12 protein-coding genes are annotated in these 17,303 nt (G+C 66.8%); 5 read left to right on the plus strand and 7 right to left on the minus strand.

Translation table 11 applies throughout. The annotated features are described in order from the left end of the window. Positions 1–2,016: a hydantoinase B/oxoprolinase family protein gene (locus PMI40_RS19160; RefSeq protein ID WP_008118771.1), complete on the minus strand. Its 2,016-nt coding sequence runs from the start codon at positions 2,014–2,016 to the stop codon at positions 1–3. Beyond that, positions 2,013–4,121, minus strand: coding sequence for a hydantoinase/oxoprolinase family protein (locus tag PMI40_RS19165; RefSeq protein ID WP_008118773.1), 2,109 nt, complete (start codon positions 4,119–4,121; stop codon positions 2,013–2,015). Before PMI40_RS19165 ends, PMI40_RS19160 begins: the two co-directional genes overlap by 4 nt. Before the next feature lie 197 nt (positions 4,122–4,318). On the opposite strand from PMI40_RS19165, the gene PMI40_RS19170 reads away from it, so the two are divergent. Beyond that, complete coding sequence (locus PMI40_RS19170; protein ID WP_008118775.1) at positions 4,319–5,875, plus strand: M81 family metallopeptidase; 1,557 nt, start codon at positions 4,319–4,321, stop codon at positions 5,873–5,875. A 210-nt stretch (positions 5,876–6,085) separates the two neighbouring features. Beyond that, entirely contained in the window at positions 6,086–6,268 is a 183-nt protein-coding gene (locus PMI40_RS19175) for a hypothetical protein (protein ID WP_008118776.1), read from the plus strand. 96 nt (positions 6,269–6,364) lie between these two features. On the opposite strand, the gene PMI40_RS19180 is transcribed toward PMI40_RS19175, so the two are convergent. Next, complete coding sequence (locus PMI40_RS19180; RefSeq protein ID WP_008118778.1) at positions 6,365–8,803, minus strand: DNA polymerase II; 2,439 nt, start codon at positions 8,801–8,803, stop codon at positions 6,365–6,367. A 208-nt stretch (positions 8,804–9,011) separates the two neighbouring features. On the opposite strand from PMI40_RS19180, the gene PMI40_RS19185 reads away from it, so the two are divergent. Then, on the plus strand, positions 9,012–9,800 hold the full coding sequence (locus tag PMI40_RS19185; RefSeq protein WP_008118780.1) for a lysozyme inhibitor LprI family protein: 789 nt from the start codon (positions 9,012–9,014) through the stop codon (positions 9,798–9,800). 128 nt (positions 9,801–9,928) lie between these two features. Next, positions 9,929–10,135: a hypothetical protein gene (locus tag PMI40_RS19190; RefSeq protein ID WP_008118782.1), complete on the plus strand. Its 207-nt coding sequence runs from the start codon at positions 9,929–9,931 to the stop codon at positions 10,133–10,135. 90 nt (positions 10,136–10,225) lie between these two features. Here PMI40_RS19190 and PMI40_RS19195 read toward each other — a convergent pair whose 3' ends face one another. Further along, complete coding sequence (locus PMI40_RS19195) at positions 10,226–11,611, minus strand: PLP-dependent aminotransferase family protein (RefSeq protein ID WP_008118784.1); 1,386 nt, start codon at positions 11,609–11,611, stop codon at positions 10,226–10,228. A gap of 322 nt (positions 11,612–11,933) precedes the next feature. Between PMI40_RS19195 and PMI40_RS19200 the strand changes: the two genes are divergently transcribed. After that, positions 11,934–12,827, plus strand: coding sequence for a hypothetical protein (locus tag PMI40_RS19200; RefSeq protein ID WP_008118787.1), 894 nt, complete (start codon positions 11,934–11,936; stop codon positions 12,825–12,827). Positions 12,828–12,852: 25 nt separating this feature from the next. Here PMI40_RS19200 and PMI40_RS19205 read toward each other — a convergent pair whose 3' ends face one another. The 3 genes from PMI40_RS19205 to PMI40_RS19215 form a co-directional block, all read right to left on the minus strand. Continuing rightward, positions 12,853–14,415, minus strand: coding sequence for a histidine kinase famiy protein (locus PMI40_RS19205; protein WP_051001851.1), 1,563 nt, complete (start codon positions 14,413–14,415; stop codon positions 12,853–12,855). Between the two features lie 228 nt (positions 14,416–14,643). Then, the gene (locus PMI40_RS19210; RefSeq protein WP_008118792.1) at positions 14,644–15,414 is read right to left on the minus strand and encodes an ABC transporter ATP-binding protein; all 771 of its coding nucleotides are present in this window, start codon (positions 15,412–15,414) and stop codon (positions 14,644–14,646) included. Next, entirely contained in the window at positions 15,411–17,294 is a 1,884-nt protein-coding gene (locus PMI40_RS19215; RefSeq protein WP_008118794.1) for an ABC transporter permease, read from the minus strand. The genes PMI40_RS19210 and PMI40_RS19215 overlap by 4 nt, the downstream gene beginning before the upstream one ends. Between the last annotated feature and the right edge of the window lie 9 nt (positions 17,295–17,303).

Below are 17,303 nucleotides of genomic sequence, written 5' to 3' on the forward strand. Positions count from 1 at the left end.
CTAGGCATCGGCCGGCATCGCCGGCACGCTACAGGCTTGGACTTCACGTTCGAAATGGGCGGCCGCCTGCACCAGCGCCGGCTCACTGGCCAACGCCCGGGGAAATCCCTCGGGCAGTCCGCCCAGCACCGCGCCGAAGGCCTGGCGGCGCTTGCGTGCCCGCGCCGCCGGTGGCTGGGCAAACAGGGCGTCATTGAAGCGGTCCAGCAGCGCGGCCGGAAACACGCGCTCCCAGGCGTCCCGTTCGGTACCGAAGCGACTCGGTGTGCCACGGGGTTGCGCGCGCAACGCATCGGTGGCGGCCTGGTCCAGGCCGAGTTCGCCCTGGTCGGCACGCAGTGCCACTCCATAGTCGCGCCGGGCCGCATCGACCGAGAGCAGGCCGCGCCTGACGTCGGCCAGCACGGCCTCGGGCAGTCGGGCGAACGGGTCGCCCCAGCCACCGCCGCCCGGGGTCTGGATCAGGATCTCGTCGCCTGCCGCAACCGGCAGCAGGTCGATCTTGCCCAGTTCGCGCGCGCTCTCGCCGGGACGCTGCAAGACCAGCCGCGCCGGCGCACCCGGCCCGCCGCCCTGGGCACCCCAGGGCCTGAAACGCAGGCGCTCCATGCCGCGCGCCAGTACCGAGCTGTCGTCCTGCAGAATACGGAAGCGGATTTCCTGGCCGCTGCCGCCGCGCCACTGGCCGGCCCCGGCCGAATCCGGCCGCAGGCCATAGCGCACGATCTCGACCCCGGTCTCGGCCTCGACCGTCTCGACCGGGTTGTTGGACAGGTTGGAAATGCTGCTGTCGCGCCCATCGGCGCCATCGAAACCGCGCCTTGCACCGGTGCCGCCGACCATCGGCTCGACCACCTGCACGTTCTGTCCGTGGCCGTGGCGCGAGGGCTCGGCCACCACCACCGGGATGATGGTGCCGCCGCTGGCAGCCGGCATCAGTTCGGGCAAGGCCTGGCCCAGCACGCCATTGAGCACGTCGTTGACCCGCACTGCGGCGGCATGGCGCACCCCCACGGCGGCGCCGGGCAAGGGATTGACCACGCTGCCGGCAGGCGCCACCACCGAGACCGGCGCCAGCAGGCCGGCATTGATCGGCACGCTCTTGTCGAGGGTCGCCACCAGCGCCAGGATGCGCAGCGTCAGCCAGGCATGCGGCAGGCCGTGGCTGGGGATGTTGATGGCCGCGGCCACCTGCGGATCGCTGCCGGTGAAGTCGAGCGTGATGTTGCCATCGGCCAGCGTGACGGCCAGCGCGATGCGCACCGGCAGGCCGGCGCCGGCTTCGTCGTCGAGGTAATCGGTGAAGCGGTAGGTCCCGGCCGGCACTTGCCTGAGCACTGCCCGGGCGCGCATGGCGGCGTATTCGACCAGGTCGGACTGGGCATCGAGAAACGCGGTGGCGTCGTGCTGGCCCAGCGTTTGCGCGACCCGCTCGCGGCCGGTGGCCAGCGCTCCCAGCATCGCCTTGAGGTCGCCCATGTTGGCGTCCGGGGTGCGGCTGTTGGCACGAAACAGCAAGGCGACGTCTTCATTCAACCGCCCTGCCCGCATGATCTTCAACGGCGGTATCTGCAGCCCTTCCTGGAAGATCTCGTGGTTGGTCGGCGAGATGCTGCTGGGGACCTTGCCGCCGACGTCGGAGGCATGCAGGAAGCCCCAACCATAGCCGACGATGCGCCGTTCATGGAAATACGGTTCGATCACCTGCAGGTCCGGCAGGTGGGTGGCCAGTCCGCGCGAACGATACGGGTCGTTGGTCAGGATCACGTCGCCCGGCTCCAGCGGGCCCACCGCCGCGATGGTGGTGCTGCAATCCAGGCCGACGAAGCCGGACACGCCCAGCGCCCGGGGATAGGCGAAGAACTTGCCGTCCAGGCCCACCAGGGCGCAGCAGAAATCGGCGGTCTCCTTGACATACAGGGTGCGACCGGTGCGTTGCAGGGTCAGGCACATCTCTTCGGCGATCGCAGTCAGCTTGTTGCCGAGGATCTCGATGCTGATCGGGTCCAGTTTCATGCCGCTTCTCCGTGGGACGAGGCAGGCCGCAGGTGCAGGTTGCCATGCTGGTCGGTGTGCCCCTGCCAGCCGGGCAGCAGCACGATGGTGGTGTCTTCCTGCTCGATCACGGCCGGGCCGTCGAGCAGGTCGCCGGTGCCCAGGGCGCTACGGTCGAACACCCCGGTGTCCTGCCAGGCGCCGCGCAGGTACACCTGGCGGCGCGCCCGCGGCACCGGGCGGCCGCTGCCGGCCGGGCTCTGCGGGCTGGCGGCCTTGGCCAGGCGGCCGACGATGGCCAACCGGATGGTCGATACCTCGACCGGCGCCTGCTGGTCGCGAAAGCCATACAGCCGTTCGTGTTCCCGATGGAACGCCTCGCGCAGCACGGCCGCATCGAGCGGCGTGGGCAAGGTCTCGGGCAAGGCAACGTTCAATTCATAGGCCTGGCCGGCATAGCGCATGTCGAGGGCATGGCGCAGTTGCGGCGCGCCGCTGGCCTCTTGCACGCCCTGCTGCGCCAGCCATTGCGTGGCCTCGCTGCCCAGGGCCGCCCAGATGCGCCCGACCTCGCCCGCGCTGGCATCATCGATGGCGACCCGCAGGCTGCGCACGAAGTCGCGCCGCAGGTCGGAGGTGGCCGCGCCCAGCGCGCAGAAGGTGCCCGGTTTTTGCGGCACCAGCACGTGCTTCAGTCCGGCTTCCTCGGCCAGCCAGTTGGCATGGGTGGGACCAGCCCCGCCAAACGGCACCAGGGCGAATTCGGCCGGATCCAGGCCGCGCTGGGCCAGGCTCTTGCGCAATTCGGAGGCCATCTGGGCGGTGGCGATGGCCAGCGCGCCGGCGGCTGCCCGTACCGGCGCATCCTGGTCCGTCTGGCCCAGGGCCTGGGCCACCTGCGCCAGGGCCTGCAAGGCATGTTGCGGATACAGTTGCATGCTGCCGCCGACGAAGGCGTCGGGATCGAGCACGCCGGTGGCCAGGTAGCAGTCGGTCACGGTGGCGTCGAGGCCGCCGCGGCCATAGCAGGCCGGGCCGGGATCGGCGCCGGCGCTCTCGGGCCCGACCTTGAGCACGCCATGGGCATCGACCCGGATGCGCGAACCGCCGCCGGCGCCGATGGCCGACACGCCCACCACCGGCAGCACCAGCGGCAAGCCGCCGATCTCGGTGCGGGTGACCATCTCGGCCTGGCCATGGCGCGACACCGCGATGTCGCTGCTGGTGCCGCCCATGTCGAAGGTGACGATGCCCGGCGTGCCCGATTCGACCGCCAGCCTTGCGGCCGCCACCACGCCCGAGGCCGGGCCCGACAAGACGGTGTCGATGGGACGCGCCAGCGCGCCGCGCAGCGACAGCGAACCGCCATTGGAGGCCGTCACCAGGATCGGCGCGCTCACGCCCAGTTCGGCGGCCAGCTGTTCGAGACGCTCGAAATAACGTTGCATCAGCGGTTGGATATAGGCATTGAGCGAGGCCACCACGGTGCGCTCGTACTCGCGGATCTCGGGCCAGGTCTGCGCCGCCGACAGCACCGCCACGCCGCTGGAAGAAGCCGGCAGCGCCGCCTGCAGCGCCTGGGCCAGCTCGGCCTCGCGCTCCGGTTGCAGGTAACCGTTGATCAGCATCAGCACCACGGCGTCGGCACCCAGCGCGCCCAATTGCGTGGCGACGGCGGCGATCTCGTCGGCGTGCGGCCAGCGTGTGACCTGTCCCTTGCGGTCGAAGCGGGCGCCGATCTCGATGACTCTCTCACGTGACAGGAAAGGCTCTTCGCGCGTCGCATGGAAATCGAAAGAGGACGGCATGCGCGCGCGACCGATCTCCAGCACATCGCGAAAACCTTCGCTGGTCACCAGCGCCACCCGCGCCCCGCGGCGCTGGATGATGGCATTCAAGCCGATGGTGGTGCCATGCATCAGCACCGCCACATCGGACGGTGCCAGGCCGCACTTGGCGATCAGCGCGGCCAGCCCGTCGCGCACGGCCAGGGCCGGATCGGCGGGCGTACTGGGCTGCTTGTGGTAGGCAAATTGCTGGCGTTGCGGATGGTACAGGACGAAGTCGGTGAAGGTGCCACCGACATCGATACCGATGCGTGCGCCTGCCGAGGGGACTGGATTCACTACGATTGCTCCGCAAAAGACCTTCCTGCGCACACGCTGGCGCAGGAAAAGGCCACGATTTTAGGATGTGGTGCTGTTTAGAAGAAATACGATTTCCGAATTAGCATATTCGATATTCAAACTTCGAATTCGGTTCATTATTCACTTAATGTCGATCAGAATCGACCAAACCCACACCTCTATCACAGGACGAGATCATGCATATCGCCGTCGGCGGCTTCCAGCACGAGACTAACACCTTTAGCCAGGTCGCCGCCGGCTGGGCCGATTTCCTCGCGCCCGACACCTGGCCCGGCCTGTTGCAGGGCGAGGCGCTGATGACGCAGATGCTGCCGCCGCCAGGCGCGGCGCCGCGCAATATCCCGATCGCCGGCTTCGTCGATGCCGCCCGCAGCGCCGGCGCCCTGGCGCGCCTGCTGCCGTTGGCCTGGAGCGCCGCCGGGCCGGCCGGACGGGTGACCCGGGAGGCGTTCGAGAACATGGCCGCGCTGCTGCTGGACGGGTTGCGCCGGCAGCCGGTCGACGCCGTCTATCTCGACCTGCATGGCGCCATGGCGGCCGAACATGCCGACGACGCCGACGGCGAGCTACTGCGCCGGGTGCGCGCCGCGATCGGGCCGCAGGTACCGCTGGTGGCCAGCCTGGACCTGCATGCCAATGTCTCCACGCAGATGCTCGAGAGCGCCGACCTGCTGCTGGCCTATCGCACCTATCCGCATACCGACATGGCCGCCACCGGCGCGGCGGTATGGCAATGGCTGGCGCGGCGCCTGGGCGGTGCCGCCCGCGGCCACATGGCCTGGCATCGGGTACCTTTCCTGATCCCGATGTGCTGGCAGAGCACCGGCGCGGCGCCCGCCGACGACTTGTACCGCACGCTGCAACGGATCGAAGCGCGTCACACCGCGCAGTTGTCCTTTGCCATGGGCTTTCCGGCCGCCGACGTGGCCAAGTGCGGGCCCGCCCTGTGGGCTTATGCGCATGACGACGAGACCGCCCAGCGCGCCGCGCGCGAGATGCTCGACGCGGTGCTGGCGGCCGAGGCCGGGTTCGACGGCAGCATCCTCGACGCCGACCAGGCCGTGGCACAGGCGCTGCGACACCTGCGCCGCGCCGACGCCGGTCCGGGCCCGGTGGTGATCGCCGATGCCCAGGACAACCCGGGCGCCGGCGGTAGCGCCGATACCACCGGCGTGCTCAAGGCGCTGCTGGCGGCCGATGTGCCGCAGGCGGTGCTGGGGCTGCTGGTCGACCCGCAGGCCGCGCGCCAGGCTCATGCCGCGGGCGTGGGCGCGGTGCTGGACCTGGCCCTGGGTGGGCGCTCGGGCGCGCCCGGCGACACCCCCTTGCAGGCCCGCTTCGTGGTGGAAAGACTGCACATGGGCGAGGTCGAGGCCACCGGTTCCGTGTTTCGTGGCTATCGCCTGACGCTGGGACCGAGCGCCTGCCTGCGCATCGGCGGCGTGCAGGTGGTGGTGGTGTCCAAGCCGGTGCAGTTGCTGGACCTGGCCTTGCTGCGCTTCATCGGCATCGAGCCGGCGCAGCAGCAGATCATCGTGCTCAAGAGCATGGTGCATTTCCGGGCCGACTTCGAGCCGCTGGCCCGGGCGGTCCTGGTCTGCGCCGCGCCCGGCCTGCTGGCGCTCGATCCGGCGCGACTGCCATGGACCCGATTGCCGGCCGGCATGCGCCGTTGCCCGCGCACCACAGCATCGGCGCCCGAACCCCACGCGCTGACAGGCGCCAATAAGTAACACGTAAATTCAAATAACTTCGATAGCCATTTATCACCGCCACACGCAGAATCTCGTTCTTTTTAGCGTCGTCGGGCGGAAATCAGTGGTTTCTCGGCAGAAATCCAATAAATCCTCTCGCACGGCATCGGAAATATCCTGATAGCCGACGCCATGGGCCAGGCATACGATGCACCCATCGAATCAACTTGTTCCTCGAGAGGTAAGCAAATGAACGTCCTTGACACCCTGATGCGTTTCACCGAAACCGCGCTGGCGCTCTACGCTGCCTACGTGGTGCTGGGTTCACTGGCGTTTGGCTTGTTCATCTGGCGCCGGGTATATGCCGCGCCCCGGCCGGCGGAGCGCCGCATGCGCCCGCGCCTGAACGATTCGGACTTCAACGCGCATTGAAGCCGGCGCGATACCCGCCTCCAGCCATCGCGGCCGGACTCTTCGGAGCCCGGCTTTTTTTCGTCCGTGCGCCCCGTGTCCGCTACCGGGCCGGATTCAGAACAGCGCCTGCTGCGGCGAGGTGATGCGGGCGAAACTGTCGTCGACGAACATCAGGATGGCGTCGGCCACCGGTGCCAGCTGGCGCTCCAGATAGTGGCCGTAGTCGATGGCGGCGCTGCGCTTTTCGAGCGGTTCGGGGCCGGCGGTGGTCATGACGTAGTTGATCCAGCCGCCCTGCTGGTATTGCAGTGGCCGGCCGTCGTCGCGATTGACCTGGTCGGCCAGGCGCGCGGCGCGCACATGCGGCGGTACGTTCTTTTCGTAATGATCGAGTTGGCGCCGCAGCCGCTTGCGATAGATCAATTGCTCGTCCAGCCGGCCGGCCAGCAGGTCGGCCACGTAGCCGACGATATAGTCGCGGTAGGGCTCGCCCCGGAAGATGCGCAGGTACAGCGCCTGCTGGAACTGCTGGGCCAGCGGCGTCCAATCGGTACGAACCGTCTCCAGCCCCTTGTAGGTCACCCGGTCGCCACCCTGTGCATCGCGCACATACCCTGCATAGCGCTTCTTGCTGCCGATCTCGGCGCCGCGCACGCTGGGCATCAGGAAGCGCTGGTAATGCACTTCGAACTGCAGCTCGAGCGCACTGTCGAGCCCGTATTGCACCTGCAGGTGCTGGCGCCACCAGGCGTTGATGGTGCGCGTGAGTTCGATGCCGATGGCGCGCGCGGATGGGTCGTCATGGGCGCGCTTGAGCCAGACGAAGGTGGAGTCGGTATCGCCGTAGATCACTTCGAAGCCCTGCGCCTCGATCAACTCGCGGGTACGGTGCATGATCTCGTGGCCGCGCCGGGTGATCGACGAGGCCAGCCGCGAATCGAAGAAACGGCAGGCGGTCGAGCCGAGCACCCCGTAGAACGAGTTCATGATGATCTTCAGCGCCTGCGACAACGGCTGGTTGCCCTGCCGCTTGGCGTCGTCGCGGCCCTGCCAGATCTGGGCGATGATGGCCGGCAGGCTGTGGCTGCGGCGCGAGAACCGGGCCTGGTTGAAGCCCGGCACGGTATCGGCCTCGGGTTCGACCAGGGTACCTTCGACCAGCCCTACCGGGTCGATCAGGAAGCTGCGGATGATGGCCGGATAGAGGCTCTTGTAGTCCAGTACCAGCACCGAATCGTACAGCCCGGGACGCGACTCCATGACGAATCCACCCGGGCTGGCGATGGCCTCGGCATCGCCCAGGTTGGGCGCTACGTACCCCTTGCGATGCATCTGCGGCAGGTACAGGTGGGTGAAGGCGGCCACCGAGCCGCCGCTGCGGTCGACCGCCAGGCCGGTGACGGCGGCACGCTCCAGCAGGAACGCCAGGATGCCGGTGTGGGCGAAGATGCGGGTGACCAGTTCGCAATCCTTCAGGTTGTAGCGTGCCAGGGCCACCCGGTCCTCGGCGAACATGCGATCGATCTCGTCCATGCGCTGGTACGGCGTGGCGATCGCCTTGCCTTCGCCCAGCAGGGTCTGGGCGACGTTTTCGAGGCTGAACGAGGGAAAGCTCCAGAATGCCGAGCGCAGGCTCTCGATGCCATCGATCATCAGGCGGCCCGGCGCCGTCACCAGCATGTGATTGGCCCTGAAGCCATGCTCCCGCCATTCCAGCTTGCGCCCGCCGCGCCCCAGTTGCAACGGCACGCCGTACTTGTCGGCCTGCTTCTGCAATACCTGCAGATCGAACTGGATCAGGTTCCAGCCGATGATGGCATCCGGATCGTGGCGCGCCATCCAACGGTTCAGGCAAGCGATCAGCTCGGCCCGGCTATCGCAGAAATGCAGGGCGAAGTCGGGCGCGGCACCCTGCTGCGGCGCCGTGCCCAGGACATAGACGGTGCGCTGGCCGCAGCCTTCCAGGGCAATCGAATACAACTCGCCCTGCCAGCTGGTCTCGATATCGAGGGACACCAGCCGCAGCGGCGGCCGGTAATCGGGATGCGCCCTGACGCGGGCCTGATGCAGGCTGCCGTCGGCGCCCGGCAGGCCCGACAACAGCAGCGGCGCGTTGATGAAGCGTTCCATCAGGTAGCGTTCGGGCGGCCGGATATCGGCTTCGAAGACGGTGATGCCGGACTGCATCAATTGCTTTTCCGCCTTCAGCAACTTGCGGTACTGGTTACTGTAGAGACCCAGCACGGGGTGCTGTGCGAAGTCCTTCAAGCCCGGCAGTGCGCGCAATGCCACACCGGGCTCGCCGGCCAGCAGCGCCTGTGCCCGCTCGAGGTCCTGCGTGCGGATGAATGCCACCGCCTCCTGCGGCGCCAGCAACAGCCGCCGCGGCCCGTCGTCGGTGGCTACCCACAACTCGATCTCGACGCCGGCCGGCGTGTCGCGCCAATGGCGCGTCAGCAGGAAGCCTGCGCACTCCGGCACCGGCTGTGGGTGCGACGGCGGCTGCTCGTCGATTGGTCCGATATCCTGCCTCTGCACTGCGATCCCTGTCATGTCGTTTCTGGTGCGCGCCTGGCACTGGCGCGATTCTACTGCGTTGCCGGCGTCGCCGCGCTGGCATTGTAAAGGCTTGCCAACATGCTTTTTCAGCTGCAAAGATTTTTCAAAAAAGACCACTCTACTTGGCGTTTTGAAGACTAAAAGCCGATGCCATGCTTGCGCCCGGGCTTCCACCGTTTCCTTATCGCACCTGCTGCGCGCCATGAACCGACTTCTTCTTCGCACCGCCTTCATTACATTCATCGCCCTGGCCGGCATTGCCGCGGCGTCATTGCCGTGCGGCGCGGCAGCGGCCAGCTTCGACTGCCGCCGCGCCGGCTCGGCCAACGAGAAAACCATCTGCGGCGATGCGCTCCTGTCAGCCGCGGACGATCGCCTGGGCCAGGCCTATCGCGCCGCCCGCCAGCAGGCCGCCGACCGTCGTGCCTTCACCGCCGAATCGGAGCGCCAATGGCGCTGGCGCGAGCAGAATTGCCACGACCGTGCCTGCCTGGTGCGCTGGTATGAACGTCGACAGGCCGAACTGCAGGCACCCGCCGGTACGTCCCTGGAAGCGGCCGTCCGGTTACCGGTGTCGGCACCGGCGGCCCTGCCCGCTCCCAGCGCTGCGGGGGCGCCCATCGCGGCCCCCGGCGCGCTCAAGCTGGGCCTGTCGAACCGCCAGATCGCCGACATCGCGCCCCCCGGCAGCGCCCCCTGGCCGCATTACCTGCGCGCCGAGCAAGGGCGGTATTTCTATGAGGATACGCAGCACCGGGGCGCCCTGGTCAGCGTGCGCTACTACGGCGTCGAAAACGGCCAGTACGTCATCGAGACCAGCCGCGGTAGCGCCGTGGCGCGCCTGACCTGCAGCGCCGATTGCCGCTACATCGCCCTGCTGGCGCTACCGGGCGATGTCGAGACCGACACCGTGATCGTGCCCAACGACAGCCATTCGCTGCCGTCGATCATCGTCAACGACGCCCGTCACGGCCTGTTGGCGGTGCGCTGATCGAAGTCGGGGTTTTTTCCTACAGGATGTTGCGATGCCGGATGACATTGCGAGCCGGCGCTTGGCCTGATAATCCAATTGCCGCAACGGGAATTGCCCGGCGCCCAGCGACCTGCCGCGAGAACATCATGAAAAAAATCGAATTCAATGGTTACCTCATCGTCTACCTGACCGACAACCTGTTCGGTCGTTGGCGAGGTTCGTTTGCGGTCTTGAAGAACCGCGCCGAAGTCAGCCGGGGTTCGCTGCCGTTGCAGGCGCGTAGCGCCGAAGACGCCGAATCCGAACTGCTGGCCGCGGCCAAGCGCTGCATGGCGCATCCGCTGGCTGCCTGAGACCCCTCTTGACCGGGTGCCCACCCGGCCTGGCATGAATGCCAGCACGTCGGCGCGTTGCCGCCCTTTGCCGAGCGTATCTTCGTTCGATCAGATCACGATTTGCCGTTGACTGCGGCGGTTGGTCAACTCGGCCAGCCGGCGCAGCGCATTGACCAGCTCGAAGCGACTGCGGGCCCGCCCCAGCGAAATGCGAATATGCGCCGGGGCCAGCGGCGTATCGCTGCTGGCGAACGCGTCCTGCGCCACCACCACCAATCCCTGGTCACGCGCCTTCTGCACGAACTCCCCGGCCTGCCAGTGCGCCGGCAAGGCCTTCCAGATATGGATGCCACCGGCATGCGCCATGCTGCTATCGCCCAACGTGCGGTGTGCCAGCTCCTGGCGCGCCCACGCCTCGGCGCGAATCCCTTCCTGCAGGACCGCGGCGGTGCCATCGTGGATCCATTGCGTCATCAGTGCCGTCATCAGCGGTGTCGACATCAACACGAACGAGCGCAACGCGCTCAACAGCGCGTCCTGTGGCCGGCCCTGCGGCACCACCACGTAAGCGGTGCGCAGGCCCGGCAACAGGCACTTGGACAGGGTCGACACGTAAAACGCATGCTGCGGCGCATAGTGGGCAATCGGCTGCGGTGCCTGGGCGCTGAAGCGCCAGTACGGATCATCCTCGATCAGGCGCAGGTCCAGCCGAAGCAGTACCTCGGCCAGTGCCGCCCGGCGCGCCGGCGGCATGGTGTGGGTAGTGGGATTGTTCAGGGTCGGGTTCAGGTAGACCAGGCGCGCCCGCTGGCGGCTTGCGGCCACGGCAAGCGCCTCGGGCAGCATGCCGTCGCGGTCGACCTCGACCGCCACCAGCCGCCGGCCCAGTTGCCGGGCCGCCGATAGCAGCCCGGGATAGGCCAGCGGCTCGGCCAGGATAGCCTCGCCCGGCGCGGTGTGGGCCAGGATCAGCGCCGCCAGCGCCGATTGCGCCCCTGGGCACACCACCACCTGGCCGGGCTCGACCGCACCCAGTATCGGGCGCAGCCAGATCGCCCCGGCCTCGCGGTCGGCATGGCCGCCGCCGCCCAGGTGGTAGGTCATCAGCAGGTCGATGTCGCTGTGCAACAGCACCTGCGACACGCCTTGGCGCAGCAGGTCGTCGAGATCGATCCCCGCCGGCGGTGGAGGAATGTTCATCGACAGGTCGACCACCTGGCTCAGGTCGACCCGCGGTGCGGCGACAAACGTGCCCGCCGCACCGCGCGCCTGCAGCAACTGACGCCGGCGTGCCTCGGTATAGGCGCGCGTGACCGTGGTCAGGTCCACCCCCAGGTGCTGCGCCAGCAAGCGCTGCGGCGGCAACCGGTCGCCCGGTCGCAACCGTTCGGCGGCAATGGCCTGCTCCATCATGTCGACGATCTGGAGGTAGCGCGGGCCGCCCTTGGCGGTAAAGCCGCGCGCCCAGCCGAGGGCGTGTTGGCTATCGATCATGGCACTGTCTCGGGTCGGATGGCACGGCCAATGTATGGGTTAATGCATTGCATATCGCATTCTAGTATGGATAGATAAAAAATTAATCCATACATTAGCCCTTCGTTCAAACGATGTGGTGCGCACGGACCATGTCATCGGGTAAACGATATCTCCGCGCAGTAGTAAAAATGCCAACTTTATACCCGATGCATGGACGAGGATCGACCGCGAGCCGCCAGCCTAATAGGCTGCTGCCTCGATCCTCAACCACAACACGCCGATGCGGGAGAGCATATGGGACTCATTGCCGCTGCATGGATGTCACAATTCGCAGCTTGACATGAATGGCATCCTGCTTGAATCGACCCAATCGGTGCTGCTGCTGGCGCTTATCTCGGCATTGAGCCGTGCGGGCCTGAATGTCATCGATCGGTATCAGATCGGCATGAGGAAGCTCTCGATTCGGAGCATCAACTTCTGGAACAATGCCATTCCCACCATCATGATCGTCCTGACTGCGGTGATGCTGGGGCTGCATGGCGATCTGGCAGCCGTGTTCCTCGGCTGGAAAACCGCCGCTTTTGCTGCCGTGGTCCAGTTGGTCGCCTACACTTTCTCGTTTGCATTCCGCTACTTGGATGTCAACCAGGTTACCGTCGCCGCCAAACTGTCGGACCTGTTCATCCCGGGGGCGATTTTCGCGACGACGGGCCATTGGGACTGGACCACCGCAGGCTTTGCGTGTGCCACTACGCTGGTGTGCCTTCCCATACTGCGGGGCCGCAACCTGGACCAGGGCAAGGTGTTAAAGGCGGCCACCGTGCTCATGTGTACCGCCCTCGTGTTCCAGGCTGGCATTTCCCCCCTGCTGGCGCACCAGATCGACGGCGACTGGCGATACGGCCTTTTGTTCGCGGCTGCGGTAATCGGCTGGCGCACGATCTGGAGCATCATGCCCCTGGCCTTTCGGTCTGATGCCGGGCAAGCGCAACGGTACGGTCTACTCTTGAATCGATTGTTCTATCTGCGATGCTGCCTGAGCGTCATCACACAGCTTACTTTCGTTCTGGCCGTAAGCAGTGCAGCCGCCGCAGTGGCCTGGCCGCTACTCAATGCCGCCGGCTTGTTCGCGATGCTGATGGCGGCATTCGTGCTGCGTGAGCGGCAAGTGCGTAGCCAGAAATTGATCGTCCTGACCATTACCGCGCTGGCCGCGCTCAGATTCATCCTGTAGAACGCCTTGCGTCAACACCACCGCGTCAGCTCACCCCGGTGGCGCCATCAAGCACGATACGTATCTTGCGCGCCAGTTCGTCGTGGCGATAGGGCTTGGCGATGACAGCGAATTCGCCATCGGCATCGTGCCGTTCGATCGATTCGCTGGCGTAGCCGGTGGTCAGCAAGACCTTGATATCGGGCGCCAGTCGCCTTGCTTCGCGCGCCAGCAACACGCCATTGATGCTGCCGGGCATGATCAGGTCGGTAAACAACAGGTCGACATGGGTGCCGGCCTGCAGCAACTGCAAGGCCTCGGCTGGCGCATTGACCATCGACACGCCATAGCCCAGGCTCTCCAGCATGGCCTGCGCCAGCTCCGCCACCTCGATGCGGTCGTCCACCACCAGGATGTGCTCGCGTCCGCCCTGTTCGGGAGCATGACGGTCGACCTCGAAGCCGTTGCCGACCTCATCCTGGGTCGATGGAAAATACAGCTTGACCGTCGTCCCACCGGTCTTGCCGGAATGAATCTCGATGGCACCACCAGATTGCTTGACGAAACCGTAGACCATCGACAACCCGAGCCCGGTGCCCTTGCCCTCTTCCTTGGTGGTGAAGAACGGGTCCATCACGCGCGGCAGGATATCGGGGGCGATGCCCGGCCCATTGTCGGCAATCGTGATCGACACGTAATTGCCGGGTTTCACCCCCAGCTGCAAGGCACGCTCGCCATCGCCCGGCACCAGCGCCTCGTTGGCGGTCTCGATGTGGACCCGGCCCTGTCCATTCATGGCGTCGCGGGCATTGATGAGGATGTTGAGCAGCGCCACTTCCATCTGGGTCGGATCGAGGCGGCAATTCCATAATTGCGGCGCCAGTTGCGTGGTCAGGTCGATATCGCCGCCCAGGGTGCGACGCACCAGGTCGGTGAAGCTCTCTGTGAGCAGGTTGAGATTGATGGCGCGCCCTTCCAGGCGCTGCTTGCGGGCGAATGCCAGCAGTTGCTGGGTCAGCATGGCAGCCTTGCCGGCCGCATTGCGGATGCTCTCGCTGCTGCGCGCCACGCGCGACAGGTCGGGCTCGTTGGCGCGCAAGGTCAGGTTGATGATGTCGAGGTAGCCGCTGATGACCTGCAACAGGTTGTTGAAGTCGTGCGCGATACCGCCGGTCAACTGGCCCAGCGCTTCCATCTTGCGCGCCTGGCCCAGGGCCTGCTCGGCATCGCGGCGCCGGCTGATGTCGAGCTGCGAGCCGAAGAAGTACACCAGTTCCCCGTCCCTGTCGTACACGGGCGAGATGAACAACGCATTCCAGAAGGTCGAGCCATCCTTGCGATAGTTGAGGATCTCGGTGGCGATCTCGCGTCGTTCGGCCAGCGCCGATCCGATCTGCCTGACTACTGCGCGATCCGTCTCGGGGCCTTGCAGGAAACGGCAATTGCGGCCGATCACTTCGTCCCGGGTGTAGCCGGTCATGTTGATGAAGGCGTCGTTGACGAACACGATCGGCGTGTCGGGCCGTCGCGGATCCGACACGATCATGGGCATGCGGGTCAACTCGACGGCGGCGAAGAAGATGTCGTGCGAATCGTCGCGCCCGGCCATCTTTTCGGGCGTGCTGCGCAGGCCGATCTCGTCGCCGAACTCGCCGGCCGCTTGTAGCAATGGAAAGGGTGAGCTTGCTTTTGTCATTGGGCCTCACTTTCGCTGTTTGCGCCCATCCACGCCCTTAGCGGCGCTTTACGATGAGCTGTTCTCCTAATTGGACAGTGATCGGTTAGGCAGTTCCAGTTGATTTAGGGCAAGCGCGGCCGTGGCCTGGCGAGTGGAACTTCACGCATTGTCGAAAGTCGCGCCGGTCCCGAAGTACAGCTGGCGCACTTGCGGATCGCGGCGAATGGCCTCGGCGTCCCCTTCGGCAACGATGCCGCCGCGCGCCAGCACCACTAGGTGGTCGGCGAAGGCGAACACCACATCCATGCTGTGTTCGGTAAACAGCACCGACAATCGTTGTTCGCCCACCAGCCTGCGCACCAGCGCCATGAGCTCAACGCGCTCGCGGGCAGCCATGCCGGCGGTGGGCTCGTCCATCAGCAACAGTTGCGGCTGGTTGGACAGGGCCATCGCCAGCTCCACCCGCTTGACGTCGCCGTAGGCCAGCACGGCAGTGGTGCGCCCGGCCTGCCCGGCCATGCCGACCAGCTCCAGCAGATGCATGGCCTGGTCGCGGTGGAAGCCGCGGGCCGCACGCCAGCATTGCCACAGTTGCCGATGATGCGACAGCAGCGCGGCCTGCACGTTTTCGAGCACCGTCAATGAGTTGAAGGTGGCGGCGATCTGGAAGGTGCGCCCCACTCCCCGGCGCCAGATCTGGCGCGATGCCAGGCCGCCGATCTCGGCCCCGGCCAGTCGCACGCTGCCGGCATCGGGCCGGACCTGGCCATTGATGATGTTGAAGCAAGTCGACTTGCCGGCGCCGTTGGGGCCGATCAGCGCCAGCATCTGCCCGGTCGGCAACGAGAACGACACGTCGTCGAGCGCCCGCACGCCACCGTATGACTTGCCCAGGTGGCTCACCTGCAGCAGTGGCGGCGACGAATTCATGGCCCCTCCCCGCGCTTGTCGCGCCGCCACAGGCCCGCCACCCCGCCCGGCATCAGCAATACCAGCGCCAGGATGACCAGGCCCAGCAGGGCCCGCCAATAATCGGTCTCGCGCGCTACCAGGTCTTGCAGCCAGGTCAGCAGCGCCGCGCCGGCGAGCGGGCCGAACAGGCTCTGCACGCCTCCCAGCAACACCATCACCAGGCCATCGACCGACCGATTGACGCCGGCCACCTCGGGCGAGATGCTGCCCTTGGAAAACGCAAACAGCACGCCGGCCAGCCCGCAGAACAGGCCGGCGACGGCAAACGCCATCCATTGCACCCGCCGCACGTCGATGCCGACGGCCTCGGCGCGCACGCCCGAATCGCGCGCCGCGCGCAGCGCCAGCCCGAACGGCGCATGCAGCAGTCTCTGCAGCAGCCAGACGCCGGCCCCGGCGCAGGCCAGCGCCAGATAGTAGTAGGCCACTGGCTGTGCCAGCCAATCGGGCGGGCGCAAGCCGACCAGGCCGTTGCTGCCGCCGGTGAGGTCGTCCCACTGGAAGATCACGGCCCAGACGATCTGGGCGAACGCCAGCGTGAGCATGGCCAGGTAGACGCCGGCCAGGCGCACGCAGAACCAGCCGCACAGCAATGCCGCCAGCATCGCCACCAGCGGCCCGGCCACCAGCACCACCGCCAGCGGCCAGTGCAGCTTCAGCGCCAGCAGCGCTGCGGCGTAGGCGCCCAGCCCGAAATAGGCGGCATGCCCGAACGAAGCCATGCCGCCGGGCCCCATGATGAAATGCAGGCTGGCCGCGAACAGCAAGGCCACCAGGATTTCGATCATCAATACCGGCAGGTAGGGAAAGCTGCCGGCCACCAGCGGCATGGCCAGCAGCAGCGCCAGCAACACCAGGCCCAAGCGCCGCGCCGCTGGCGTCACGCCCGGCAGTGGCAGCACATGGGCCACGCTGCTGCGGGCCGTGGCCAGCGGCCGCCCCAGCAGGCCCCAGGGGCGACCCACCAGGATCGCCGCCATCACCAGGAACTCGACCACCAGCGTCAGTCGCGACAACGACATCTCCAGGCCCCACAGCGACACATTGCCCAAGGCGATGCACAAGGCCTTGACCTCGGCAATCAACAGGGCGGCGGCGAAGGCGCCGCCGAGGGAGCCCATGCCCCCCACCACCACCACCACGAAGGCATTGCCGATGGTATCCATGTCGAGCGCCAGGTTGGCCGGCAGGCGCGGCCCCTGCAAGGCGCCACCAAGTCCCGCCAGGAAGCAGCCAAGCGCAAACACGCCGGTAAACAACCAGGCCTGGTTCACGCCCAATGCACCCAGCATCTCGCGGTCCTGGGTGGCCGCGCGCACCAGCGTGCCCCAGCGCGTGCGATGCTGCAGCAGCCACAGCAGGCCCAGCACCAGCGGCCCGATCACCATCAGCAGCAGGTCGTATTGCGGCAGCCGCCGCCCCAGCACCGCCACGGCGCCGCCCAGGCCGGGCGCGCGCGGACCGAACAGGTCTTCCGGCCCCCACAGCCAGAGGGTGGCATCCTTGATCACCAGCACCAGGGCGAAGGTGGCCAGCAACTGGAACAGTTCGGGTGCGTGATAGATGCGGCGCAGTACCGCCATCTCGACCACCGCGCCGACGACGGCCACCGCCAGCGCCGACAGCAGCACGGCCACCCAGTAGCCGCCGGCGGAGTCGCCCAGGCGCTCGACCAGCGTGTAGGCCAGGTACAGGCCCAGCATGTAGAACGAGCCGTGGGCAAAATTGACGATGCGGGTGACGCCGAAGATCAGCGACAGGCCAGCCGCCACCAGGAACATGGCCGAGGCGTCGGCCAGTCCATTGAGCAGTTGTACGGCCAGGCTGGCCAGGGTCATGGGGGCGGT

The sequence above is a fragment of the Herbaspirillum sp. YR522 genome (assembly GCF_000282575.1).
Lineage (GTDB): Bacteria > Pseudomonadota > Gammaproteobacteria > Burkholderiales > Burkholderiaceae_D > Herbaspirillum.